The organism is Pseudomonas laurentiana (assembly GCF_014648275.1).
Classification (GTDB): Bacteria; Pseudomonadota; Gammaproteobacteria; order Pseudomonadales; family Pseudomonadaceae; genus Aquipseudomonas; species Aquipseudomonas laurentiana.
The window spans coordinates 127896-153846 of record NZ_BMQU01000002.1; the positions used below are offsets into that span (position 1 = coordinate 127896).

The 25951-nt window shown below is 60.3% G+C and carries 21 protein-coding genes; 1 reads left to right on the forward strand and 20 read right to left on the reverse strand.

What is annotated here, in order from left to right:
* Window positions 1-175: 175 nt before the first annotated feature.
* The 12 genes from IE038_RS02520 to IE038_RS02575 all read right to left on the reverse strand — a co-directional run bounded on the left by IE038_RS02520 (window position 176) and on the right by IE038_RS02575 (window position 17287).
* A complete protein-coding gene (locus IE038_RS02520) occupies window positions 176-1534 on the reverse strand; it encodes an aspartate aminotransferase family protein (protein ID WP_189395058.1) in 1359 nt (452 codons plus the stop codon).
* A gap of 70 nt (window positions 1535-1604) precedes the next feature.
* Window positions 1605-2378, reverse strand: a complete 774-nt coding sequence (locus IE038_RS02525) for a gamma-glutamyl-gamma-aminobutyrate hydrolase family protein (protein ID WP_189395059.1) — start codon at window positions 2376-2378, stop codon at window positions 1605-1607.
* Window positions 2379-2458: 80 nt separating this feature from the next.
* On the reverse strand, window positions 2459-3805 hold the full coding sequence (locus tag IE038_RS02530) for a glutamine synthetase family protein (RefSeq protein ID WP_163939286.1): 1347 nt from the start codon (window positions 3803-3805) through the stop codon (window positions 2459-2461).
* 27 nt (window positions 3806-3832) lie between these two features.
* Window positions 3833-4387, reverse strand: coding sequence for a helix-turn-helix domain-containing protein (locus IE038_RS02535; protein ID WP_163939292.1), 555 nt, complete (start codon window positions 4385-4387; stop codon window positions 3833-3835).
* A 333-nt stretch (window positions 4388-4720) separates the two neighbouring features.
* Complete coding sequence (locus IE038_RS02540) at window positions 4721-5755, reverse strand: GlxA family transcriptional regulator (RefSeq protein ID WP_189395060.1); 1035 nt, start codon at window positions 5753-5755, stop codon at window positions 4721-4723.
* Between the two features lie 425 nt (window positions 5756-6180).
* On the reverse strand, window positions 6181-7824 hold the full coding sequence (locus tag IE038_RS02545) for a fatty acid--CoA ligase (protein WP_189395061.1): 1644 nt from the start codon (window positions 7822-7824) through the stop codon (window positions 6181-6183).
* An 11-nt stretch (window positions 7825-7835) separates the two neighbouring features.
* Complete coding sequence (locus tag IE038_RS02550; RefSeq protein ID WP_189395062.1) at window positions 7836-9614, reverse strand: acyl-CoA dehydrogenase C-terminal domain-containing protein; 1779 nt, start codon at window positions 9612-9614, stop codon at window positions 7836-7838.
* Window positions 9607-12081 carry an efflux RND transporter permease subunit gene (locus IE038_RS02555; RefSeq protein ID WP_189395063.1) on the reverse strand — a complete coding sequence of 825 codons (2475 nt, stop codon included), beginning with the start codon at window positions 12079-12081 and terminating at the stop codon, window positions 9607-9609. Before IE038_RS02555 ends, IE038_RS02550 begins: the two co-directional genes overlap by 8 nt.
* Before the next feature lie 30 nt (window positions 12082-12111).
* Window positions 12112-13179: a WD40/YVTN/BNR-like repeat-containing protein gene (locus IE038_RS02560; RefSeq protein ID WP_189395064.1), complete on the reverse strand. Its 1068-nt coding sequence runs from the start codon at window positions 13177-13179 to the stop codon at window positions 12112-12114.
* Between the two features lie 98 nt (window positions 13180-13277).
* The gene (locus IE038_RS02565) at window positions 13278-14636 is read right to left on the reverse strand and encodes a DUF1329 domain-containing protein (protein WP_189395065.1); all 1359 of its coding nucleotides are present in this window, start codon (window positions 14634-14636) and stop codon (window positions 13278-13280) included.
* Window positions 14637-14677: 41 nt separating this feature from the next.
* A complete protein-coding gene (locus tag IE038_RS02570) occupies window positions 14678-16633 on the reverse strand; it encodes a DUF1302 domain-containing protein (protein ID WP_163938669.1) in 1956 nt (651 codons plus the stop codon).
* Between the two features lie 87 nt (window positions 16634-16720).
* Window positions 16721-17287 carry an RBBP9/YdeN family alpha/beta hydrolase gene (locus IE038_RS02575; RefSeq protein WP_163938672.1) on the reverse strand — a complete coding sequence of 189 codons (567 nt, stop codon included), beginning with the start codon at window positions 17285-17287 and terminating at the stop codon, window positions 16721-16723.
* 276 nt (window positions 17288-17563) lie between these two features.
* Between IE038_RS02575 and IE038_RS02580 the strand changes: the two genes are divergently transcribed.
* Entirely contained in the window at window positions 17564-18574 is a 1011-nt protein-coding gene (locus IE038_RS02580) for an AraC family transcriptional regulator (RefSeq protein WP_189395066.1), read from the forward strand.
* A gap of 110 nt (window positions 18575-18684) precedes the next feature.
* Here the strand turns inward: IE038_RS02580 and IE038_RS02585 are convergent, their stop codons facing one another.
* The 8 genes from IE038_RS02585 to IE038_RS02620 all read right to left on the reverse strand — a co-directional run bounded on the left by IE038_RS02585 (window position 18685) and on the right by IE038_RS02620 (window position 25870).
* Window positions 18685-19695 (reverse strand): YeiH family protein, encoded by a 1011-nt coding sequence (locus tag IE038_RS02585; protein WP_163935087.1) that lies wholly within the window; start codon window positions 19693-19695, stop codon window positions 18685-18687.
* Window positions 19692-20018 (reverse strand): Rieske (2Fe-2S) protein, encoded by a 327-nt coding sequence (locus IE038_RS02590; protein WP_163935090.1) that lies wholly within the window; start codon window positions 20016-20018, stop codon window positions 19692-19694. Before IE038_RS02590 ends, IE038_RS02585 begins: the two co-directional genes overlap by 4 nt.
* Complete coding sequence (locus tag IE038_RS02595; protein WP_163935094.1) at window positions 20015-20668, reverse strand: DsbA family oxidoreductase; 654 nt, start codon at window positions 20666-20668, stop codon at window positions 20015-20017. Before IE038_RS02595 ends, IE038_RS02590 begins: the two co-directional genes overlap by 4 nt.
* Window positions 20665-21984: an MFS transporter gene (locus IE038_RS02600; protein WP_189395067.1), complete on the reverse strand. Its 1320-nt coding sequence runs from the start codon at window positions 21982-21984 to the stop codon at window positions 20665-20667. The genes IE038_RS02595 and IE038_RS02600 overlap by 4 nt, the downstream gene beginning before the upstream one ends.
* Before the next feature lie 109 nt (window positions 21985-22093).
* Window positions 22094-23146 (reverse strand): beta-keto acid cleavage family enzyme, encoded by a 1053-nt coding sequence (locus tag IE038_RS02605; protein WP_163935097.1) that lies wholly within the window; start codon window positions 23144-23146, stop codon window positions 22094-22096.
* A 58-nt stretch (window positions 23147-23204) separates the two neighbouring features.
* Window positions 23205-24053, reverse strand: a complete 849-nt coding sequence (locus IE038_RS02610) for a TauD/TfdA dioxygenase family protein (protein WP_189395068.1) — start codon at window positions 24051-24053, stop codon at window positions 23205-23207.
* A gap of 13 nt (window positions 24054-24066) precedes the next feature.
* Window positions 24067-25047, reverse strand: coding sequence for a quinone oxidoreductase family protein (locus IE038_RS02615; RefSeq protein WP_189395069.1), 981 nt, complete (start codon window positions 25045-25047; stop codon window positions 24067-24069).
* A 214-nt stretch (window positions 25048-25261) separates the two neighbouring features.
* Window positions 25262-25870, reverse strand: coding sequence for a dTMP kinase (locus IE038_RS02620; RefSeq protein ID WP_163935099.1), 609 nt, complete (start codon window positions 25868-25870; stop codon window positions 25262-25264).
* Between the last annotated feature and the right edge of the window lie 81 nt (window positions 25871-25951).

Here is a 25951-nt window from a genome sequence, read left to right on the forward strand (position 1 = left end):
TTATTTTCATGAAAAAATACATGAATAATTTCACAAATCAAGCGCACTTCGACATCAGCGTGGGCGGTGGGATCACCGAAGCGTGGCAATCAAGATCAAGGGCTGAAGGGTGTTTCATTTCAGCGGCTGAGCGTAAAGCGAGCACCTCGGCATGAATCTGCCGAGGTGCTCTGTCTTAGTGGATAGCCTGATAGGTCAGGTCCAGGCACTTACGAGCCTTTTCCACCAGTTCGTCGATCTCTTCAAGGGTGATCACCAGCGGCGGTGCGATGATCATGGTGTCGCCCACAGCGCGCATGATCAGGCCGTTGTCGAAGCAATGCTGACGGCAGATCATGCCGACCCCCTTGCCTTCATAACGCGTCCGCGTGGCCTTATCCTTCACCAGCTCGATCGCTCCGAGCATGCCCAGGCCGCGCACTTCGCCCACCAGCGGGTGGTCAGCCAGCTCACGCAGGCGGTTTTGCAGATACGGCGCGGTCACTTCGCGAACCTGCTCGATAATCTTCTCTTCTCGCAGGATACGCAGGTTTTCCAGGCCCACCGCCGCCGCTACCGGGTGGCCGGAGTAGGTGAAGCCGTGGTTGAAGTCGCCGCCTTCGCTGATCACCTTGGCCACTTCGTCACGCACGATCACACCGCCCATGGGGATATAACCGGACGTGAGCCCCTTGGCGATGGTCATCAGGTCGGGCTTGAGGTCGTAGTAGTCGGAGCCGAACCATTGGCCCGTGCGGCCGAAGCCACAGATTACTTCGTCGGCGACGAAGAGGATGTCGTACTTGGCGAGGATTTCCTTGACCTTCGGCCAGTAGGTTTGCGGCGGAATGATCACGCCGCCAGCGCCCTGGATCGGCTCGGCGATAAAGGCGGCAACATTGTTCTCGCCGACTTCCAGAATTTTCTTTTCCAACTGCTCGGCCGCCCATACGCCGAACTTGGCTTCGGTCATGTCGCCGCCTTCGCCGAACCAGTACGGTTGCGGGATGTGCACGATATCCGGGATCAGGCCGCCCTGCTGGTGCATGCCGCTCATGCCGCCCAGGCCCGCGCCGGCCACGGTGGAGCCGTGGTAGCCGTTAACGCGACCGATGACCACCTTCTTCTGCGGCTTGCCTTTGAGTGCCCAGTAATGGCGCACCATACGCAATACGGTGTCGTTGCCTTCGGAGCCGGAGCCGGTGAAGAACACATGGCTCATGCCTTGCGGGGCCACATCGGCAATCGCCTTGGCCAGCTCCAGCGCGGGCGGGTGCGCGGTCTGGAAGAACAGGTTGTAGTACGGCAGTTCCTTCATCTGCCTGCTGGCCACATCGGCCAGTTCGTCACGACCGTAGCCGACGGCCACGCACCACAAGCCAGCCATGCCATCGAGAATCTTGTTGCCTTCGCTGTCCCACAGGTACACGCCCTTCGCCGAGGTGATGATGCGCGGGCCTTTCTCGGCAAGTTGTTTGACATCGCTGAAGGGTGCTAGATGATGATCACGGCTCATCGCCTGCCAGGCCAGCGTTTGCGAATTTTTTTCACTCATCGACTTATCTCCATCAAAATACGCAGCCGGGCTGCGGGGGCACTTTTTTTATAGTGAGAACGGCCAGTATTCAGGCGGACTTCAACATCAGCTGGCGCAGTACCGAGCGTTGCCGGCAGGCTTTTCCAAATGACTGGAAGATCGTCAGGTAGTGCGGGTTTTCAAGTACCTGAAACTCCGGATGCCATTGAACGGCCAGGGCAAACCCCTTGCTGTTTTCAACCGAGATCGCTTCCACCAATCCATCCGGTGCACGTGCTTCCACCCTTAGCCCGGGCGCCAGCGCATCAATGCCCTGGCCATGTATGGAATTGACATCGATGATCGGTGGCAAGCCCATGCGGTCCATCATGCCGCCCGGCTGTATATGCATCTTGTGGCGTGGGCCATATTGCTTTTCCATGGGCTCGTCCTTGCCTTCACGGTGGTCCATGAACAAACCGGTCTCATGAACTTTCTGGTGAAGGGTGCCTCCCAGCGCCACATTCATCTCCTGAAATCCACGGCAAATACCGAGAACCGGAACACCCGCAGCGATGGCCGCACGCATGAGCGGCAAGGTCGTGGCATCACGCGCGGGGTCGTGACGGGTGCCCGGCGCACTGGCCGGGCCGTTGTAATGGAACGGTTCTATGTTGGACGGCGAGCCGGTAAAGATCAGCCCATCCACCAGGTCAATGATGTCGGCGGTATCCATCAGGTCGGCGAGACTGGGAATCACGATCGGCAAACCGCACGCCGCCTGGCTCGCAGCACGGGCATACTTCTCGCTGATGGTCTGGGTAGCATGCAGCTCAATTTCGCTGGTGCATGCAGTGATGCCGATAACTGGCACACGTGGCATATCATCCTCCGGCAAATCAATATTTCGAGTTGTATTCAAACTTGTGGTTAGCGCGTGCGGCGTAACGTGAGCATCAGGACTTACAGAAACCAGCGATACTCGCGAGCATTGATTTCATTCAGAAAATCCAGTTGTTCCTGGCGCTTGTTTTCGCAGTAGACCATCACGAACTCACTGCCCAGCCCTTCATTGATCACCGGATGGTGACGCATGGAAGCCACTGCGCTCAGCGCGTCCTTGGGGAAATCGATGCCGCTCTTGCGGTTATCGTTCAGCGGCGCAATGGGTTCGACGCCGCGATCCAGGCCGTACTCCATCCCCGTCAGGATGGCCGCCAGTACCAGGTACGGGTTGGCGTCGGCGCCGGCCAGCCGGTGTTCGATACGCAGGTTGCGCGGGTCGGACTCGGGAATGCGAATGCACGCATCTCGGTCTTCAAAGCCCCAGCTCGCAAGGCTGGCAGCGTTGACCATCGCGCCGTAGCGGCGATAGGCATTGTGGTTGGGGGCGAAGATCGGCATGCAATGGGGCAGCAATTCCAGGCAACCCGCCACCGCATGGCGCAGGTTGCGCTGCTCAGAGCCTGCCAGGATGTTGTTTCCGGCCTCGTCGTACAGGCTGACATGCACATGCATCCCGCTACCCGGGGCGTCCAGGTAAGGCTTGCTCATGAAGCTGGCGCGATAGCCGTGTTTCATCGCAACGCCGCGGGTGCTGCGACAGAACAGCGCCGACCAGTCCGCCGCACTCAGGGCATCATCGCTGTGGGAGAAGTTGATTTCGAATTGGCCTGGGCCCAGCTCCGCCGTGATGACGTTCGCCGGCACGCCCTGCTCGTTGGCGACATCGACCATCTCGTGCAGTACCGACGAAAAACGCGACAGTCGTTCGATATGCATGTTCGGCTGGTCGTCTTCATCATCGGTCGACGTGTCGCGTGGGAATTGTGGCAGGCCGTCCTTGAGCTTGCGATCGAACAGGTAGAATTCAAGTTCGAAGGCGACCACCGGGCGTACTCCACGCCGGGCAAGGCGTTCGATCACACGGGCCAGCACTTCACGGGGCTCGAACTCGATAGGCGTCGAGGTGCCGTCCGACGTGATCAGCATCTGCGCGATCACTTCCTTTTCCCAGCGCACCGGTTTCAACGTACCGGGCACCAGGCGCCGTGATGCATCCGGGTCACCATCGGCAAAGCAATAGTCGCCAATCGTGTATAGGCCGCCCTGGGTACCCAGCAGTACACAGTTCTGAGGCAACTTCAGCGGCGCCCCTGCTGCGACTTTCTCAAGCATATCCATGGGATAGCGCTTGCCATAGAAGTGCCCGGGAATATCCAGCGCAATCAAGTCCACATAACGCACTTCAGGGTATTTCGCTCGGAAAGAGCGCACTTCAGTCAGCAGATCCGGAAAGATCGCACTCATCTTCTTATCCTTGTGAGGTGAACGAATTCAATTGAATACCCAGAGCACGCGAGTGAGGTTGTCCGTCAGGTTGGCGTAACGGAAAAGCGTGTGGGGTTGCAGCTGGAAGCTGTCGTTTGCATGGAGTGTCACGGCGTCGCCGTCTTCCAGCCAAACCGTCAGTTCGCCTTCGAGCACTAAACAGCCCTGCTCCGAACGGTCGTTCAGGTACTGATCACCACTGGTGGCACCCGGTTCAAGACGACTGTCGAGCATGGAGAAGCCGCCAGCAATATTGGGCGAGGCCAGCACGTCGGTAATGCCAGAGCCGAAATACAGTGTGCGCCGCTCATGGGGGCGAGTAACCCAACGGATGCCACGGGGCTTGCTAAGGTTGTAAAAGTACGCGGTCGATACACCGAGTGTTTCGCTAATCGCCGTCAGGTCCGCCACGGTCGGGCGCGAAACACCCCGTTCAACCTTGGAAAGAAAGTCATCCGAACGATCAACGCGTTCAGCCAGTTCGCCCAGTGTCAGGTTCTTGAATGTGCGCAGATCGTGAATAAAGATCGCCAGGCCTTCGACTTCTTCGTGCATCTTCATTGTCAGGGGCATGCCGTGAAATTATTTGAGTTATTTTTCATGAAAAAATACACGAAAAATTTCACAGGTCAAGCCGAACGCTAAATTCGGCTGCACCATTGGTCAATGCAGGTGCTCGCCCTCGGAGCGAAATCGGTGGTCAGCACGATGGACAGCACGATGGACAGGTAGTACCGAGCGCTGGGTGAAGTCCAGCGCCAGCCACGCCGTTGTTCACTCCCCTGAGCGGTCGCTCAGGCCTCTGCGATCGACAAGTGCGCGCCCTCCTCCACGCGTTTTCTGACAACGCACTGCAGACCGTGGAGCTTAAGAAGCGGCGTTCTTCTCGAGTGTTCAATGCTTACGTTCGCCAGTCACCCGGAGGCTTCCGGGCGCTATGCCAAAAAAATCCCTAAAGCGTCGATGGAAATGTGAAATGCTGACGAAACCGGTGGCGACAGCAATTTCCCCAATCGGCCGATTACTTTGCGCAATGAGCTGCCTCGCTCGTGTCAGACGTAACTCCAGGTAATACCGAGTCGGTGTAGCCTCCATGAAACGGCAAAACCAGCGCTCCAGCTGGCGCTTTGAAATTCTGACACAGGCGGCCAGCTCATCGATCGTCAGTGGCTCTTCGATATTCTGGCGCATCAGCTCTAATGCCGACTTGAGCGTCTGAGGCAACGTCGGGTCTGAGTCAACGCCAATGACGGATATATCTGAAGCATCATCCGATTCGTCGCAACGCAGCACCTCCTCCACTGCGCATACCAGTTCCTGCTTGCCGGTTTGCCGCATCAACTCGAGCATCATGCGTAGCGAGCTGTTGGCGCCGGCACAACTGATACGGCCCCGATCAAAAACGTAGGTACGGCTGGAAACACTGACGTTTGGAAACACCTCGGCCATCATCGCCCGGCCATCCGGATGAAACGCACACTCGAATCCGTCCAGCAAATTCGCTTCCGCCAGGAAAAAAGCACCGTTCCACAATCCCCCCATTATCGCCCCCGATGAGGCGCCGGCTCGAAGCTTGCGTCGAAGCAATGGGTCACCCTGCAGTTGAACACGGAAACCTCCCGCGACAATAACGACCTCCTGATTGTCCTCTAGCTGACCCAGTTCGCAATCCGCTGAAATGACGATGCCCAGATCGCTTATTACCTGGCGCCCCGAGATACCCACCGTCAGTATCTCGTACAGGGGTTTCTGGCTCATCAGGTTGGCAGTAACCAATGCATCCACTGCCCCGGTGAAGGACATCATTGAGAAATTGTCCATCAGGATAAATGCCACCCGAACGGGGGTTCCCTCCGCTGCAGGCAAGGCGTCAGCATTTCGATAAGCCATGTTTTTGTTCTTGAGCACACTTTCAAATGCGTAGCGCATGTGACCTCTCTGAGTGAGCAGATTTTTTAGTCTCAGCAAGCGGATCGCCATGCGCCAATGCGGGAAAGCGACGTTGCCAGCCCCACCGCAGAGAGGGAAATCTCGATCGGGAAAGGTTGTTGAGATGGAGGTATTCAAATACCTCGGCACCGCCGATGAATCTCGCATTTGCGCCGAATAGGAAGAGAGTAATCATCTGTGACTGATCAGGGAACATCCCCTGTAGCGCCAAGGCTAAGCGTGTCGTTAAGAAGCATATTCAAGACGTTCTTATGGGTTGATTGGCTTTACCGATCACGATAGTTGGGACGGGGCGAGAACGCTGATCGCAATCTCAGCGCTCTCGAAGCCCGTCGGTTCAACGCGTCTTGCCAAGCCAGCGAAGGTAACTGACAGCCGCCTCGCAGCGCAGGACCAGCCCGCGGCTACCGGGCATGCATCTCGCGGATCAGCTTCTTGTTGATCTTGCCAACGCTGGTTTTCGGTATTTCGTCCACAAAACGCACTTGCCGTGGCACCGCCCATTTATTCAAGCTGCCACTGTCGACAAATTGCTGCAGGTGCTGGGCAAGGGACTGCTGATCCAGTTGCACACCCGCGGCGCGGACCACCAGGGCCAACGGTTGCTCGCCCCATTGCGCATCGGCAATCCCCACCACCGCCACCGAATCGACGTCGGGGTGCTGGCTGATCAAGCTCTCCAGCGCCACCGAGCTGATCCACTCGCCGCCCGTCTTGATCACATCCTTGATCCGGTCGCGAATCTGTACCACACCGCGCTCATTGATGCAGCCCATGTCGCCGGTGTGCATCCAGCCGCCGGCCCATAATGCGGCGCCTTGCTCGGGCTCTTTCAGGTAACCCTGGGTAAGCCAGGGCGCGCGCACCACGACCTCACCCAGACTTTCACCGTCGTGCAGCACGTCGCGGCCCTGCTCGTCGACAATGCGCAGGTCGACCAGCGGAATCGGCACACCAGCGTTGATCCGTAGCGGCACCTGCTGCTCCATGGGCAGTGCCAGGTCTTCGGGGCTCAGACGCGTCAGGCACAGCAGCGGACAGCTCTCGGACATTCCGTAACCGCAGTGCACCCGTATGCCTCGGGCGCTCGCCCGTGTCGCAAGGCCCTGGGTCAAGGCGCTGCCGCCAAGAAGCATTTTCCAGCCATCAAGGTTGGTCTTTCGGCCTTCTTCGCAGTCGAGCATCATCTGCAGTAAGGTCGGTACACAGTGAGAGAACGTCACCTGCTCTTCACGGAACAAGCGCACCAGTTGGTTGGGCTCATAGCGCCCGGGATAGACCTGCTTGATCCCAAGTGCAGTGGCGACATACGGCACGCCCCAGGCATGCACATGGAACATCGGGGTAATCGGCATGTACACATCGCACGAGCGCAGCAAGGGTTCGCCCCCGCAAGCGGCGAACGTGCCCATTTCGTTGAGTGTATGCAGCACCAACTGGCGATGGGTGAAATAGACGCCCTTGGGGTTGCCGGTGGTGCCAGTGGTGTAGAACAGGGTCGCCAGCGAGTGTTCATCGAAGTCGGGGAATTCGAACTGACTGTCGGCCGCCGCAAGCAATGCCTCGTACTCACCCAGCACAGGCAATTCCGTGACACAAGGCTCGGCGTCGCTAAAGCGGACAAAGCCCTCGACCGTCTGCAACTCACCCTGCAATTGGTCCATCAACGGCAGGAAATCATCATGCACCAGCACCAGGCGATCCTCGGCATGGTTCATGGTGTAGCGGATCTGCTCGGCGGATAGGCGCACATTGACCGTATGCAGTACCGCACCGATCATCGGCACGGCAAAAAAACACTCCAGTGCGCGGTGGCTGTCCCAGTCGAGCAAGGCCACGGTATCGCCAGGTTTGACCCCGGCCTGCACCAGCACATTGGCCAGGCGCTGAATGCGTTCAAGCAAGGTCGTGTAGGTGTAGCGCAGCTTGTCGGCGTAGACAATTTCCTGACCGGGTTGATAGCGAACACCGGAAAGCAGCAGGCGCTTGATCAGCAGCGGATAGCTGTAGGCCCCGGGTGCCGGGGCAATGACACGGGTGTTGATCATCTCAGTGCCCTTCACAGTTGATCGGCGTCGAGCAGGAACAGGCTGGCACTGCCGGCTTTGACGGTGGCGCTGAGCGACTGGATGCGTGGCAACAGACGCTCGAAATAGAACCGCGCCGTACCCAGTTTGCTGACGTAGAACCCTGATTGCTGTTCTTGCCCCAGGGCGACATCGGCCATTTGCGCCCACATGTAGGCGTACAGCGTGTAGCCGAACACATGCAGGTACTCCACCGCCGCCGCACCGATTTCCTGCGCGTTACCTTGCGCACGGTCCAGTACCCAGGCGGTCAGTTCGTCCAGGTTCGCGACTGCGCCCAGGAGCGGCACGCTGAACTCGCCACGCGAGGGGTCGAGGGATTCGGCGAATGCCTTGATTTGCGCAGAAAGCAAGGCGTAAGTGCGGCCACCGTCGGCGACCAGTTTACGGCCCACCAGGTCCATGGCCTGAATGCCATTGGTGCCTTCGTAGATCTGTGTGATACGGCAATCGCGAATCAACTGCTCCTGGCCCCATTCGCGAATGTAACCGTGGCCGCCAAACACCTGTTGGCCGTGGACGGTGGTTTCCAGGCCCATGTCGGTCAGGAACGCCTTGGCCACTGGCGTCAACAACGCCACTTGTGCCTCGGCACGGCTGCGCTCGGCAGGGTCTTGGCTGTACTTGGCCAGGTCCAGTTGCAGCGCAACATAAGTGGAAAACGCCCGCCCGCCTTCGTTCAGGGCTTTCATGGTCAGCAGCATGCGCCGCACGTCCGGGTGCACGATGATCGGGTCGGCAGGCTGGTCGGCTGCCGCCGGGCCCGTCGCGGAGCGGCTTTGCAGGCGCTCGCGGGCATATTCAGTGGCGTTCTGGTAAGAACGCTCGCCCAAGGCCAGGCCCTGGATGCCGACGCCCAGGCGTTCGTAGTTCATCATGGTGAACATGGCGTTCAGCCCCTTGTTCAGGTCGCCAACCAGATAGCCGACAGCGCCATCGAAGTTCATCACGCAGGTGGCCGAAGCCTTGATGCCCATCTTGTGTTCGATCGACCCACAACTGAGCGCATTGGCCTCAGCCAGTGAGCCGTCCGCCTCGACCAGCACCTTGGGCACCAGGAACAGCGAGATACCCTTGGCGCCTTGCGGCGCATCCGGCAGCTTGGCCAGCACCAGGTGGATGATGTTTTCCGTAAGGTCCTGCTCGCCACCGGTGATGAAGATCTTGGTGCCGCTGATACGGTAGCTGCCATCGACCTGCGGCTCAGCGCGGGTGCGGATCAGACCGAGGTCGGTGCCGGCATGGGGTTCGGTCAGGCACATCGAACCGCTCCAGCGCCCTTCGTACATGGCCGGCAGGTACTGGGCTTTGAGCGCTTCGCTGGCATGATTGAGCAGCGACAGGCAGGCGCCGGCGGTCAGCATCGGGTACAGGCCAAAGGACAGGTTGGCAGCGTTGAGCATTTCCTCGACCTGGGCACCCATCACTTTGGGCATGCCCATGCCACCATATTCCACCGCACCCGCCACACCCACCCAGCCATCCTCGGCATAGCGGCGATAGGCTTCGGCGAAGCCGTCCGGTGTGCTGACCCGTCCCTCTTCCCAGCGACAGCCCTGCTCGTCGCCGCTGCGGTTTAGCGGCGCCACCACCTGGGCGATGAGCTTGCCGGCCTGTTCGAGAATCGCCTTGGCGGTGTCGGCATCGACCTGCTCAGCCAACGCGGGAATCCTTGACCAGATGGCCGGAATGTCGAAGACCTCATTGAACAGAAAATCCATATCGCGCAAAGGTGGAAGGTAATCAGACATTTTGCGAACACTCGATTTCTTGGGTGGTGTGTTTTATCCGGTCGTCAGCGACGGTGCCGGGAGCGGTAACCTGGGCCTTGTTGCCAGGCAGGAGGAAATACGACAGCGCCGGAATCAGGATCAGCGCACCGAGCATGTTCCACAGGAACATGAAGGTCAGCAGGATGCCCATGTCAGCCTGGAACTTGATCGGCGACCAGGCCCAACCCACAACCCCGGCAGCCAGGGTGATGCCGACCAGGCCGACGACACGGCCTGTAAAGGCCACGGCATTTTCATAAGCCTCGGACAGCGGCATGCCTTTACGCTGGTAGTGCAACTGGACGCTGAGCAGGTACAGCGCATAGTCGACGCCGATCCCCACGCCCAGGGCGATTACCGGCAAGGTGGCGACCTTGACACCGATGCCCATCATCACCATCAGCGCCTCGCACAACACCGAGGTGAGCATCAGCGGTACAACCGCCACCAGGGTTGCGCGCCAGCTGCGGAAGGTAATCAGGCAGAACACCGTGACTGCCAGGTAAACCAGCAACAGCATGGTACGGTTGGCGTCACGCACGACGATGTTGGTCGCCGCTTCAATACCGGCGCTGCCAGCGGCCAGGAGGAACTGGCGGTCTTCACTGCTGTTAGCCGCGGCAAAGCGCTCGGCCACCGCGACCACTTCGTCCAGGGTGTCGGCTTTGTGGTCCTTGAGGTAGGCGATCACCGGCATCAGCGAGCAGTCGTTGTTGAACAGCTCCGGGGCGTTGACCGAGGCCTGTTGCGCGGCATAATTGAGCACATCCTGATTGCGCTGGATGCTGTTGAGCTTGGGGTTGCCTTCGTAGGTGCCGGCCGTGATCTGGCGCACGGCGTTGGTCAACGACAGCGTGGTCTGTACCCCGGCATGTTGTTGCAGCTCCCAGGCCAGGCGGTCGGCGAGCACCAGGGTCTGGTAGCGCAGGCAACCTTCTGGAGCGGTTTTGATCATCACTGCGAAGGTGTCGCTGGACAGCGCGTAATGGCCGGTAATGTAGGCATTGTCACGGTTGTAACGTGAATCGGCGTGCAATTCCGGAGCGCCGCTGTCGAGGTCACCAATCTTCAGTTGCAGGCTCAGGGCAAAGCCCCCCGCCCCCAGGACCGCAGCCACCAGCAAGGCCGCCGTCGCCCATTTACCTGTAGTAAACCGATCGAGCAGGTCCCAGAGCTTGCCGAAGCCACGATGTTCGGCGGCCCGCGAGTCGATGCGCAAGGCGCGCTCGGCGGCTTTGCGACCGACGCCGACATAGGACAGCGCCACCGGCATCAGCAGCAACGAAGTGAAGATCAACACCGCCACGCCGATACTCGCGGTGATTGCCAGGTCCTTGATCACCGGGATATCGATCAGCATCAGCACGGCAAAGCCCACCGCATCGGCAAGCAGTGCAGTGACACCGGCCACGAACAAGCGGCGGAACGTGTAGCGAGCGGCTACCTGGCGATGGGTACCGCGACCGATGTCCTGCATGATGCCGTTCATTTTTTGCGCGGCGTGCGACACGCCGATCGCGAAGATCAGAAACGGCACCAGGATCGAATAAGGGTCGATGGCATAGCCCAGCCAGGCGACGATACCCAGTTGCCAGACCACCGCCGTCAGTGAGCACAGCACCACCAGCAACGTACTGCGCACACAACGGGTGTAGAGGTAGATGATCACCAGCGTGGTCAGCACCGCCAGGGCAAAGAACAGCATGACCTGAATCAGCCCGTCGATCAGATCGCCCATCAGCTTGGCAAAGCCGATCACATGAATCTTGTATGTGCCCTGCGCTTCGTACTGGCTGCGCAGTTGTTCAAGTTTCTGCGAGAACGCGTGATAGTCGATACCACGACCAGTCGCCGAATCCTGGTCCAGCAGCGGCACGATCAGCATGCTTGATTTGAAGTCGCGGGCGACCAGGCTGCCGACGATATTGGCGCGCTCGATGTTCTCGCGCAGTTGCTCGATGTCGGCCGCCGATCCCTGGTAGCTGTCGGGCATGACCGGCCCGCCCTGGAAACCCTCTTCGGTGACTTCGGTCCAGCGTACCGACGGGCTCCACAGGGACTTCATCCAGGCGCGGTCGACGCCCTGGCTGAGGAACAGCTCATCGTTGATTTGCCGAAGGTTCTGCAAATACGCCGGATCGAAGATGTCGCCCTGGGCGTTTTCCACCACCACGCGCAATGAGTTGCCCAGGCCACGCAACGACTGTCGGTTGTCCAGGTAGTTCTGAATATAGGGGTGGCTCTGCGGAATCATCTTCTCGAAGCTGGGGCGCAGTTCCAGGCGAGTCATGGCCATGAACCCCAGCACCAGGGTCGCCAGCAGCATCAGCAGCATGAACGGCAGTCGGTGATTGAACACCAGGCGTTCCAGCCAGTTGCCGGAGCGGGTGTCGAATTCGCTCAGGGTGCGGATCACCGGCAAGGTGTCTTGTTGGATGTTGGCCATCAGGTTGTTCTCTTGTTATGGGGACGGCAGTTATTCAACGGCGAGTGTGCGTACGCCACGCTCACCCACCAGCACCAACTCGGTCGCGGCATCGAATGCCGCCGCGCTTATCGGCGTGCGTGCCGTTTGCCGGACCTGGGCGAAACTGGCACCGTCGTCGCGGCTGAGCAGCACATGCCCGGCCTGGCTCAACAGCCACAGCTGTCCGGCGCGGTCCAGGCTGGCTGCGGTGATGCTATTGGCGAGGCCGGTGCTCACCGGCTGCCAATGCTGGCCGCCATCGGTGCTGCGCAGCACATGACCACGCAGGCCATAGACCAAGAGCACCCCCGGCTTGCCGACGGCGCCAAAGAACGTACCGTTGTAAGGCGTGACCAGCCGGGTGAAGCGCTGGCCATCGGCGTCAAGTTTGAGCAGCAAACCCTGTTCCCCGGTGATGTACAGCGCGCCGTCGACGCTGGCCAGGCTGGTCAGGTGCAGGCCTTGCGGGTTGTCGCTACGCTCCAGCCACGGCGTCCAGTGCTGCCCGCCGTCGCGGGTGTGCAGCAGCAGGTTGAAGACGCCGACAGCGAAGCCGTTTTGCTCGTCAGCGAACCAGACATCCAGAAACGGTTTGTCGGCGCCTTCTTGCACCAGCCGTTCAGCTTCCGCGATCAGCGCTGGCCAACGTTCGTCCTCCGGTGCGGCCTGAGCCTGGGCACGGTAGTAGGCCAGCACCTGTTCGCCCAGCACGCGCCCGTCCAGTTGTTTTTGCCAGCTCACACCGCCATCGCGGCTGTGCAAGATCACGCCGTCATTACCCACTGCCCAGCCCTGCTCGGCGCTGGGGAAACTCACGGCATTGAGGTCGGCACTGGCTGGCACGCTGGCCTGCTGCCAATGGCCGCCGTTGTCATCGGAATACAGAATGTGCCCACGCGGGCCGACAGCCACCAGATGCGCGCCGACGTTGGTGACATCACGCAACGGACTGACCGTTGCCAAGGCGCTGGGCATGGCCGGCAGATCCAGCACATCCAGGTAAGATGCGGCCTGTGCCGCCCCTTGAAGGGCGGTCCACGTCAGCATCAACGCGGTACAGCGCTTGAGAAAATACATACCGGCTCCTCCGGATCGCCGCTGCACGCAGCAGGCTGCTCAACAAACAATCCGGCACCCAGGTGCGATGCCGGAGCGTACCTACCTTGCGGGCGGGCTCAGCGAATGCCGGCGCCAGCCAGGGACTCGGGCGACCACTGGGTCTTGGACAGCGGCTCGATGTAGCGAATGCCCCCGTAAGCACCGACCACGCCATTGAGGTTGTAGGTGCCGCCGATCAGGTCGTAGATCATGAAGGGCGTAGCGTCCGGGGTCTGTTTGTCATAGCTCTGGCTGAGGAAGGCGAACGAGCCACGGTATAGCTGACCACGGGCGTCATACTGATCGGAGGCCAAAGCGATCCAGCTGTCCTCATCGAGGTAGAAGCGGCGCTTGTGGTAGATGTGGCGAGCACCGTCCTTGAGCTTGCCCTCGACGACCCACACGCGATGCTTTTCCCACCGCACGAACTGCGGCGCCAGATGATTGGGGGTGATGAGCTGCTTGATGTCGGTGCTGTAGGTGAGCTTGTAGGTGTTGTAGGGCACATACATTTCCTGTTTGCCCACCAGGGTCCAGTCGTAACGGTCCAGGGCGCCATTGAAGACAAACACGTCATCATAGGTACCCGAGCCCGAGGTACCGGGGTTGGGCGTGTCGTAGGCCAGGTTCGGCGCGAGCTTCACCCGGCGCTGCCCCGGCAGGTACTGCCAGGCGCTACGTGGCTGCACCAACGGGTTGGCGGCGTCGCGCAGCATCATCGCTTCGCCGGCACGCCGGGCGGGCGCGGTGTACACCAGCTTCATCTGGTAGTAGGTGTCTTTGGCACCGATGGTTTTGCTCATGTCCTCGTAGATCGGGTAGCTGATGTTGGCTTGACCTGTGGTCGACAGGGTTGGCACACCCGCGGAATCGACGTTCCAGGAGTCGTACTTGGCCGCCATGCTCACGCCCTGATAGCGCAGGAGGAAGTTCCACATGGCCTCGGCACCGCTCTGCGGGATCGGAAACGGAATCCCCGGCAGCACATTTTGAACGGCCGATCCGCCTTCCTGGCTGTGCGCGCCAACGGCATTTTTCGCCGTGTTGTCCAGTACAGACTGAGGCAGCGCGACGGTGCGATGGGTCGGATAGACATCAACCGAAAAGGTCGGAAAGCGCTTGAGCAGCTCCTGGGTGGTAGCCGTCAGTTGGCCTTTGTACTGATCAGCATTCTTGCCATTGATGACCAGCAGCGGCTTTTCGTCGGCAAACGGGTCGGGGCGCATGCTGTCGCCGTTCTTGAAGCCCGCCGGTGGGGTGACCAGCCCGCCCTGATAGGCGGGAATGGAGCCGTCGGCATTGGCGGCGCTTTCCGCGCCGATACGGGTCAGGCTGGTGCCAAGGCGGGCTGCCTGGTCACTGGATACAGCGGCCTGGGCGGACTGGATAGCTGCCAGCGACAAACAGGTGGCCAACAGGGTGTGCATGTAGTTCATGGTTATGGTTTTCCTGCGTGATGTCTGAAGGAAGACGCAACTCAAAAAGTGGTTTTGACGGTCAGGTACAGCGCGCCACGGTCCTCAGTGGTGGCGCCGCCACCGGAGAAGGAGGCATAGCCTGCGCCGTAGCAGGTGTAATCCTGCTCGCGGTCCAGGGCATTGGGCGTCGTGCCATCGGTCTGGCCGTTGTTGCACGACTGCGACTTGCCGAAGCTGTCGACGTACTTGAGGTCGACGAAATACTGGTTGTAAACCGCGGCGCTGACGCCCACCGCGTAGTTGCCGGTGTCCTCGGCGCCGCCGCCCTGCACCGGCGAGACGCCATCGAGACCGACGTTGACCGAAAGCGGCATGCTCAGGTCGACACCGGGCATGACCTGGTACCAGGTTGGGGTGAAGTTGACGGCAATGCCCCAGTTGTCACGGGTCGGTTTGTCGATCCCGCGGTAGCTGCTCTTGCCCTTGTACAAGGCCTCGTTGTGGCCATCGAGCTTGAGCAAGTTGCTGTAGAACAGCTCGCCCAACAGGGTCGCGCTATCGAACAGCGGCGTATCGGCGATGGTCATCAGGCCGTTGAGGGTCCAGTGCAGTGTCTGGCCGGTGGCACTCAGACCATCACCATCACTGGGCACGTCGTAGACCACGCCACTGCTGGGCAGGCGCGGTGGCAACAGGCCGAAGCCACCGCCCAGCCCGCCTTGGCCCGGCGCACTGACGATGGCCGGAATGCTCGCCAACGGCATGTGGTGGCGAATGTTCAGGTCGCTGCCGACACTGATGCCGGCCACGTCTTTGGACAGACTCAGGCCATAGATATCGATGTTATCGGCATAGGCAAACTGGTAAGTGGCGCTTTGCAGCGAATTGTAAAGGTTGCCGACCGCGCCCTGAGGACCGGCAGGTGGATTGCCGAACGGGCCACGGGACACTGTCAGGCCACGGGTATCCAGCCAGGCTTGCGGAAGGATTTCCGAGGTTTTGCGGTAGTAGAAGCCCAAAGTACCGCCCAGCCATTCAGGCGACCACTTGGCCATCACGCCCCAGTCGCCGCGCTTGTCCGGGGTCAGGTCGTGACCACGGCGGATGCTGGTCAGCGCACCGCGCACCGGGATCAGCCCGGGCGTGCCGGTATGGCCCAGGAGGAAACTGTGAGCACCCTCACCCACCACATCGGAGCCGCCATAATAGGTGCCCGCTTCCGGCAACCGGGCGGCATCCCAATCGAAGAAGTACTGCGCGCCGAGGGTCAGTTCCGGGTTCACCAGAAACGACGTCGACAGCTGATTGCGGGGTACGAACAGCTCCTTGGCCTCTGTACCAGGCGACGCCGCCAGCTTGGCCAGGTCCAGACCGGACTGACCATAGCTGAGCGAGTGCACCGGATTGAGCAAGGTCTCGCCCCAGAACAGGTTGTGCTGGCCCAGTTTGCCGCTCAGTTGCGAACTCTCGCCAACCTCAGTACTCATGAACACAAACGCATCGAGCACTTCGCCAGACGGGCCGCTGTAGTAACGTTGGGCATAGTTGCTCAGGTGCGGGCTACCCAACGGGGTGCCGGTACCAGGCAAACCATTGAGGCTCGGGTTGATGCCGGAACTGTTGCCATTGCCGTTGACGAACGGGTTGGAGTTGGAACCGGTGTTGTCGTAAGCCTTGTCATACCAACTGGCAGCACTGACACGAAAGCCCATGTTGCCCTGGTAGATCACGTCCAGCTCGGTCAGCAGGTCGACACGGTTGGTGATGTTGGTACCGGCCTTGCGGAAGTTGTAATCGCCGTCGTTGTTGTTCGGCGTCGCCAGCATGCGCTTGTCGGCGTTTTCGGTGCGTACGCCGTAGTTGTACTTGACGGTATTGTCCAGGCGCACGGCCCAGTCTTCGTTACCGGTATCGACTTCGAACGCCTGAGCGCCAGGCAGCGCGAGCAAACTGATGGCACAGACCAGCAGACGGCGCTGCGACGGCACAGCGCAATGAGTGCGGTGTTTTGGCATTGCGATGACTCCACGTATTGTTATTTTTGTTATCGCCGCCCGACTTGTGCGGGCGTTGGTCAAGCGTCCATGCATTACTGCAGGGTTTTAACAGTCGAGGATCTGAATGAAGGTTTCGGCCTGAGGCCAGGGACCGAACCCGGCAGCCGGGTTCAAATGACCGACCGCGCCCAGCAATTCCAGGTCGCTGCCCCAGCCTTCGGCCATGGCGGTAACTGCCTCGAGGCTGGCCAGGTGATCGTTGCTGCTGGCGGCAACAATGCTGGGGAACGGCAATGGCGTGATCGGCAGCGGCGCCCAGCCGTTGGCGCGCAGGGTGTCCGGCCGTGGGTAAGCTGCAGGCCATTGAGCGTTCAGGTCAGGTGGCGCCGCGAGCAACGCGCCTTTGATCGGCCGGTCATAGCGTGCAGCCCAATGGGCGACCATCAATACACCGGCACTGTGCGCCACCAGCACAACGTCGCCGTCGATCTGTTCCAGTTCGCGCTGGATCGCTTCGACCCGGGCGTTGCAGTCCAGGCCGTTGACCTGCAGTGGTGGTACCGCGCGGACATTGGCCAGGCGCGCCTGGAGCAGGGTCTGCCAATGCTCGGCGACATGGTCGCGCAGGCCAGGGACAATCAGGACGGTAGCGGCGGTATGCAATCTTTCCATGTCGGCACCTATGCTCAAGGCAGTCAGCTCGGCAAGTCAGTCGAGCGCTTCGAGACTCACAGTAATCACCCCTCCCCCTGGGTGCTTTACATTGAACGTCAGTGACTTCACATTTGATGACACGGGCACCGGCAGGCGTCCGCTACGACTGAGCAGTGGACCGTGTGCTCAGGTTGAGGAGCGGAAATCGGCTTTTCATTTGATGACACTCAGGCTATAAAAAGCGACCCGCCGCAGAAGCGGGGCACCTAATGAGAATGCGTGGAAAACAATAAAATGACCGCCCTCGTCCGTGCTGCAAGCTTGACCAATTACCTCGAAGTGTCGCGCCATGTGGGGTTGAACCCTCATGCCTTGCTGGCTCAGGTCGGTCTGAGTGCCGCGCTGCTGGATGATCCCAACCAACGTATTGCCGTCTCGAGCGTGATCACCCTGCTGGAGGAGTCGGCGCGGGTCAGTGGCTGTGAAACCTTCGGCTTGCGTATGGCCGAATTGCGTCAGTTATCGGACTTTGGCGAGATCAGCCTGCTGCTCAGTCATCAGCGCACGCTGCGTGATGCCTTGCAGGTCATCGTGCAGTACCGGCATTTGCTCAATGACGCGCTGGCGATCCATATCGAAGACGCTGGCAAGACGGTGATCATTCGTGAAGAAGTGGTCAGCGACCTGCCGCGCGGCAGTCGTCAGGCCACGGAGCTTGCGATCGGGGTCATGCGTCGCCTGTGTGCGGCTGTATTGGGGGCGCACTGGCACCCGATCAGTGCCAACTTCACCCACAGCACTCCGGCTGACCTTGCGATTCATCGGCGGGTTCTTGGCTGCAAACTGGTGTTCGGCAGTGAGTTCAATGGCATCGTCTGCCCTGCTGCCGACCTGGATGCGGCCAATCCGCTGGCCAATGAGGCCATGGCACGGCTGGCCCAGCGTTATCTGGATACGCTGCAGGCCGGGGGCAAGTTGTCGCTGGAGCTGGAGATGCGCAAGACCATTTATTTGTTGTTGCCTATGGGACGGGCCACTATCGAGCAAGTGGCGCAGACTCAGGGGATGAATGTGCGTACCTTGCAGCGGCGGCTCGAAGAGTGTGGCGCGACGTTCAGCGATTTGATCAATGGGGTGCGACGGGATCTGGTGATTCGCTATCTGGAGAATCCCAGTTACTCGTTGGGGCGTATTGCGGATATGTTGGGTTACTCGATGCCCAGTTCGTTCACTCGCTGGTTTATTGCGCAGTTCGGGATGCCACCGGCTGCGTGGCGGGTGCAGTATGGGGTTCAGCAGCGTTGAGGCTTGGGGCGTTGACGGTTGGGGCTTGATGGTTGTGAGCATACCCGTTTGCGGCGGCGCTTAATCACCCTTGGCAAATGGATATGCCCCCAAATCCGAGGGCCTGCCCCTTACAACCCCCAATGCATCAATGCCAACACCAGCAGCACCAGAAACACTGTCTCCCCCACCATCAACGCAATGGGCTTGAACCCAACCTTGGCCAGTTCCTTGAGCTGCGTCTTCATCCCCAGGGCACTGATCGCCACCACCAGACACCAGCGCGACAGATCATTAACCCCACCCTGGACCACAGCAGGCACCCACCCCGTACTGTTCAAACAGGCCAGCAACACAAACCCCACCGCAAACCAGGGCAACAGTGGCGGCCGCTGTCCAGAGGCATCATCCCCCGCCCGCCGGGTAATCATCGCCGCACAGACAATCACCGGCAGCAACATTGCCACCCGCATCAGCTTGACCACCGTGGCAATGTCCCCCGTCTCGGTGGACATGCTATACCCCGCCCCCACCACCTGCGCCACATCATGAATAGTGGCGCCGAGGAACACCCCGGCTTGCGGTGGTGACAGCTGCAACCCATCAGCAATCATCGGATAGAGGATCATCGCCAGGGTCGACAGCGCCGAAACGCCGATCACCGTGAACAGCGTCGCATGCTCCTTCTGCCGGTGCGCAGGCAACGCCGCAGCCAGCGCCAACGCCGCCGACGCCCCACAGATCGCCGTCGCGCCGCCCGTCAGCATGCCAAACAGCCGATTGAACCCCATGGCCTTGGCCACCACCATCGACACACCAATGGTCACCACCACAATAATGACCACCAGCACCACCGGCTTCCAGCCAAGGCTGGCAATCTGCTCCAGAGTAATACGCATGCCCAGCAGCGCCACCCCGACACGCAGCACCGTGCGTGCGGTGAATTCAATCCCGGCCTTGCAGCTGCCGTCGGCAGAGAGAAAGTTCAACGCCATGCCCAGCAACAGGGCAAATAACATCACCGGCGCATCGTAATGCTCACTGAGAAAACTCGCCGCACCTGCCGCGATCAGGCTCACGACAAAACCAGGCGATAGCGCTCGCACCCGGTTGTTAACGGCGGCAATTGCCATGGTGCTCATTGGACGGACTCCTCGGACTCGATCACGATAAACAGCTCCTCGCCCTGACGCTCAACCGGGTAACGGGCAACCTTGAGCTGGGTGGAATTGAGCAGATAACCACTGGCCAGGTCGAAGCGCAGGCCATGCGCGCAACACTGAATCACCCGCCCTTCCAGGCGCCCGGCACACAAAGACGCGCCCTGATGCGGGCAGCTGTCGTCGATGGCATAAAACTGGTCGGCGACATTGAACAGTGCCAGGCTCTTGTTCTCGAAGGTCAGCAGCACACGGCTGCCGCGAGCCGGCACCTTGGCCAGCGGCACGGGGTATCGATAACTCATGCCAGTGCCACCGGGTCCAGTGCTTCACGCATGACGTCGAGTAGCACCTCGGCAGGATGAGCGCCGCTCACCACCCGCTGTCGGTTGAACCGAAAACAAGGCACACCCTCGCTTGCAGAGTCGTTGGCGCCGAGAAATGGGCTGGCATCACCACGCAGGCAATCAGCGACCTGTGCAGGACTCAAGCCACAGTCCTGGGCGATACGTAACAGGGTGATCGGATCGCCCAAGTCCTTGCCTTGCTGAAAGTAGGCCGCAAACAAGTTCGCCAGCAAGGCTTCGGCCTCTGCCGACTTGCCCAATGCCACAGCGCGTTGCAGCAAGCGATGGGCGTCGGCGGTATTGGGCATACGACTGATACGGGAAAAATCAATGCTTACACCAGCGGCGTCAGCGACCGCACGCACCTGAGCCTGACGCTGACGCACCGCATCCTCGCTGCCCAAACGCTTGCGGTAGAACGCCTCGAACGGCTGCCCTGTCCTGGCCATATCCGGCAGCAATTGCACCCCCCACCAGCGCAGGTTGACCTCAACTTCAGGCTGCTCAAGACGCAACTGTTCAAGCGCACGCTGCAGATGGCGCTGGCCGATCAGGCACCAGGGACAGATGAAGTCGAAAAATACGTCAATGGATAACGTTTGTTTCACGGTTTTACCTCTTGAATTCGACCCGCGTCAGGTACTGGTTGCACCTGCCCTTCCAGGCGAGCCATGTCGCTGTGGTAGTGACGCTTGCCAATAAAGAACACCGCCGCTGCGCCGATGCTGATCAGCGGCACACACTGGAACGCGGCATGCAGGCCGATGAAATCGGAAACCCGGCCGGTAATCAGCGGCCCGGTCGCCAGGCCCAACAGGTTGTTGAACAGGGTCAGGGTGGCGAAGGCGGTGCCATGCACCGAATGATGGGTCAGGTTGGCGACCATGGCGCTGGACGGCCCGTTGGTGCCGACGGCAATCATCATGCCCAGGCAGATCAGCACCAATTGCACAGTGCCCGAGGGCAGCGCAAAAGCCACCGACAACAGCAGGCAACTACCCAGGCAATAACCGATCGCCAGGCTGATTTTACGGTCCGGGCGCTGACGCCCCAGGCGGTCGCAGAGCATCGCGCAGAGGATCGTGCCGATGCCGCTGCACAACACGATAATCGCGGCGACGACTCCCGCCTGGTCGGTGCCCATGGCGTAGTAGCGGTTCAGGTAGCTGGGCATCCACACGATCACAGTGCCACCCACGAACAATTGCAGGCCGCTGGCAACATAAGCAGCGATTACCGAACGGCTGCTATATAAGGTACGCAACGGGCGGGTTACCTTGCAGGGTGCCATCGAGCGCGGCGGCGAGATCCTCGCCTCTTTGACCAGCAGTGGATACAACAACGCCAGCATCAGGCCAAAAAGCGCCATGCCAGCAAATGCCCAGCGCCAGCCCAGATGCTGGGCCATTACCCCACCCAGGGCCATGCCCAGCACCGAGCCGAACATGCCACCGGCCATGAAGGCACCGGCCAAGGTTGCGCGCATGTCGCGTGGAAAAACCGCGACCACCACGGCGATGCCGACGCTGCCATAAGCGGCTTCGCCAACACCCACCAGAAAACGGGCGATAAACATCTGCGGGTAATTTTCCGCGAGGGCGCAACCCAGGGTTGCCAGGCTCCAGAGCACTGCCATCAGCACCAGGCTTTTGACCCGGCCAAAGCGGTCGGCCAGCAGCGAAAGCGGAAAGGTCAGCAGCCCGACCATCAGCGCAACGATGCCGCTGAGCAGGCCGAGCTGGCTGTCGCTCAGCGCCCATTCACTCTTGAGCAGGGGGAATACCGCGTTGAGCACCTGGCGCGACATGTAGTCGGAAATCAGCAGGCCAAAGGTCAAGGCGAAGACAATCCAGGCATAACGCCGTGGAATGCCACGTGAAGTGTCGGCACCATCATCTGCGGCGCTGGCGATATAAGCGGCCATGCTGCCTCCTCTGTTGTCTGGCGTAAGTCTTGTTGTTATCAAAAGCCTGACTAACAGCGCTGTGGGCTGGAGTGGGTCGGCACTGCCGTCACAGGCCGACCCTGTCCGGTCAGCCGCGCTGTGGCACACCCTTATGGCCCGGCAGGCGATTGGGCGCCATTCCGTTGGCGTTGAGTGTTTCTTCGATACTGCTGTACTGCTGGCCGATGCGGTAAATGGCACGGGCTTCTTTGCCGTTGGCAATCTCGCGTCCCAGTTCATGGGCAACCCGCACGGTCTGCTGGATCTGCTGCACCGAGGTGAAGCGCTTGCCGTGGTGATCGATGATGGTGTCTTCGTTGCCGCAACGTGGATGCAAGCCCATGGCCAGCGCCATGGTGTTGAACGGCAGCACGTTCTTGAGCAGCGATTCTGCAGTCAAGGTGCAGCCATCCGGCGCGCGGTGAATGAAGTTGAAGAAGTTGAACGGGTTGGGGCCGTCGAAGCCGCCACCGATACCGATCCAGGTCAGGTTCAGCGGCCCCATGTAATCGCCGCGGCGCACGATGCGCTCAAGGGTTTCCAGAGCATGCATGCCCGTCAGCTGGAAGTGCGGCTGGATGTTACTCGCCTGCAGGCGGCGCAGATGTTCGCGGACCCAGGCAGGCCCGGCCGGTACGGTCATTTCACTGTAGGCGGCCTGAATCGCCGGGTTGGCCAGGGAGGTGCCTTCCAGGTACTCCGGATACAGCAACTCCATGATGTTCATTTGCGTGGTGTTGATCGCCACGGTCACCTGGTCAGGCTTGGGCGTGAGCTCAGCGAGCATGTGGCGGGTATCGTCAGACAGCCATTTGGCCGCTTCGCCATCGTTTTCAGGGGCGAAGGAAATCGAACCGCCTACCTGGATAATCATGTCCGGCACGGCTTCGCGCACGCCGGCGATCAGTTCGTTGAATTTGGACAGGCGTTTGGAGCCTTTGCCATCGAGTTCACGCACATGCAGGTGAAGCACGGTGGCGCCCGCTTCATAGCAGTCAACCGCCTTCTGGACCTGCTCATCCATGGTCAGCGGAATGTCTTCGGGAAAGTCCTCAGGCATCCATTCCGGGCCATAAGGGGCGACGGTGATCACCACCTTTTCCATGTTTTCCGGGTGCAACGAATCGTCGAAGAATTGCATGCTGTCGTCCTCGGTCTTGTTATTGTCTTGTGCCCGCTGTGCAGCGGATGGCTAATGCTCAGAAAGTACGGTCGCCCTTGATCCCGGCACGCTCCATCTTGCGATGGCAGGCCGGGTAATCCATGACCGCGTAGTGCTGGGTGCTGCGGTTATCCCAAATAGCGATGCTGTTGGGCTTCCAGCGCCAGCGCACCTGGTATTCGGGCAGGTACGCCTGGCTGATCAGATAGCGCAGCAGATCGCCTGCCCCCGGGTTGGCGTCCTGGCCAAAACGCACCCGCTGTGGGGTGTGGTAGTTGGTGAAGTGAGTGGTAAAGGCGTTGACGAACAGCACCTGCTCCCCGGTTTCCGGGTGGGTGCGTACCACCGGGTGCTCGGCGTCGGGGAACTGGGCTTTGAGCGCCAGGCGTTTTTCCATCGGCATCGCCGCGCCAAAGCTGGCTTCGATGCTATGCCGGGCGCGCAGGCCTTCGATCTTCCGCTTCACCTCATCCGGCAGGTTCTGGTAGGCCAGCACCATGTTCGCCCACTGGGTGTCACCGCCTACCGGGGGGCACTCCACACAGCGCAGCACGCACCCCATGGGTGGCGCTTCGCGCCAGGTGGCATCGGTATGCCAGGCATTCTCGTAGCGGTCGGCGGGTTGGTCCGGGCGCTTGTAGATCTGCACCAGCCCCGGGTGCTCCGGGTCGCTGCCTGCTACAGGGTGGTCCTCCAGCTCACCGAATCGCCGGGCGAAGGCCACGTGCTCGGCGCGGCTGATGTCCTGGTTACGCAAGAACAGCACCCGGTGTTTGAGTAATTGCGCACGGAGCTGGTCGAACAGGTCGTCATCGTGCACCGCATCTGCCAGGTTAACCCCGGACACCTCAGCGCCGATGGCGCAGGTCAATTGTTCGATGTGCATGCTACAGCCCTCTTCAGATGACGAAGATCGACGAACCGGTAGTTTTGCGTGCTTCCAGGTCACGGTGCGCCTGGACTGCATCGTGCAGGGCGTAGTGCTGGTTGATTTCAATCTTGATGCGGCCGCTGCTGACGTGATCGAACAGCTCACCGGCAAGGTCGGCCTTCTCTGCAGGGTCTGCGATATAGTCAGCCAGCGCCGGGCGGGTCAGGTGCAGCGAGCCTTTCATCGCCAGGATCTGTGGATCGAACGGCGGGATGGTGCCGGAGGCCGTGCCGACGCAGACCATCAGGCCGCGGCGCTTGAGCGCGTCGAGCGAGGCCATGAAGGTGTTCTTGCCGACGCTGTCGAACACCACATTGACGCCCAGCCCATCGGTCAGCTCGCGTACGCGCTTGGCCACATCTTCGTGGCTGTAGTTGATGGTGTGGGTGCAGCCATGGGCCTTGGCCACTTCTGCCTTGGCCTCGGTGGACACGGTGCCGATCACGTTAATGCCGAGCAGTCGCGCCCACTGCGAAACGATCAGGCCAACCCCCCCGGCGGCAGCGTGCAACAGGATCGTATCGCCGGGTTTGAAGTCATACAGGCGGCGCATCAGGTAGGCCGAGGTCAGGCCGCGCATGGTCATCGCCGCTGCGGTTTCAAAAGCGATGGTTTCCGGCAGCTTGATCAGCGCCGCTGCGCCGATCAGACGGTCGGTGCAATAGGCGCCCAGGGTGTTGAGAAAACCGGTGTAGGTCACACGATCACCGACCGCCACATTGGTCACGCCCTCGCCGACGGCTTGCACTACCCCGGCCGCTTCCACGCCCATGCCGTTAGGCATCGGAATCGGATAAGTACCGTTACGGAAGTAGGTGTCGGCGTAGTTCAGGCCAACCGCAACCTGGCGCAGACGGACGTGCCCCGGGCCGGGCTCGCCGACCTCGGCGTCTTCATAGCGCAATACCTCGGGACCACCGGTTTCATAGAAACGTACGACTTTGGCCATGCTTGTCACTCCAATCATCCATTCGGACGCGTTGCGTCTGTTCTTGTTGATTGGACTCTAAGCGCTACGCGGTGAGGGTGCTTCTCATCGGACGACAAGGTGTTTTCATTTGATGACACCACGTGCGGAGCTGGTCGCCTGCCATTGACGTGCACCTTCGGCCAAGCGCTGAATCTCTCGCGTATTACTCTGCTCAATGCCTTTGATCAGCACGTCAAAGCACGCTGTAGATCTCAGAAATCACCTGCATCGTCGCCTCTTCGATCGCTCCCTCATTACGGCATAGCACCCAGCCGTGATCTGCAATCGCTCGCTCGAACGCCCTGGTAGAAGCAACATGTTCTTCCAGCTTATGCATCACCGTACTGCTCAGCCCACGCGATCGTGCCGCTGCCCTCGCCCATGAAACATCAGGGGCGGTGACAACACCGACATGCAGGTCTGGCACTCGCACGTTCCGATCAATGTTCAACTGTAGAATTTCTGCAAACGGGACTATCCGGCGAAACGCGGCATCAGACGGGTACCAGCGATCGATCAAGATGATGCTGCCCGGCGGCTGTTTGGTCAGCACGTGCTGGGAAATCCAGGTACGGCTATCAGCAAGGCGCTCACAAACCCCCAACTCCAAATCCCGGTCAGGATTTCTGACGAGTTTGTTGACGAGGGCCATTGTTTCCCCCCTGTAGGGATCGCTTTTTTTCTCGCAAAGTCGGATCACCTTTTTGTTGTCCGCCCGCAGCACTTTCGTAACGGCTTCCAACAGTGTGGTTTTGCCGGTTCCCTTGGGCCCATCTAGAGAAACAAATAGCGGACGATTCATGCTTCCAATAACGATTGATGTACGGTTTCTTTGCTCGGTTCGTTCGCTGTAGCCGCTGGGCGCGACTTCGCGAATCGAGTG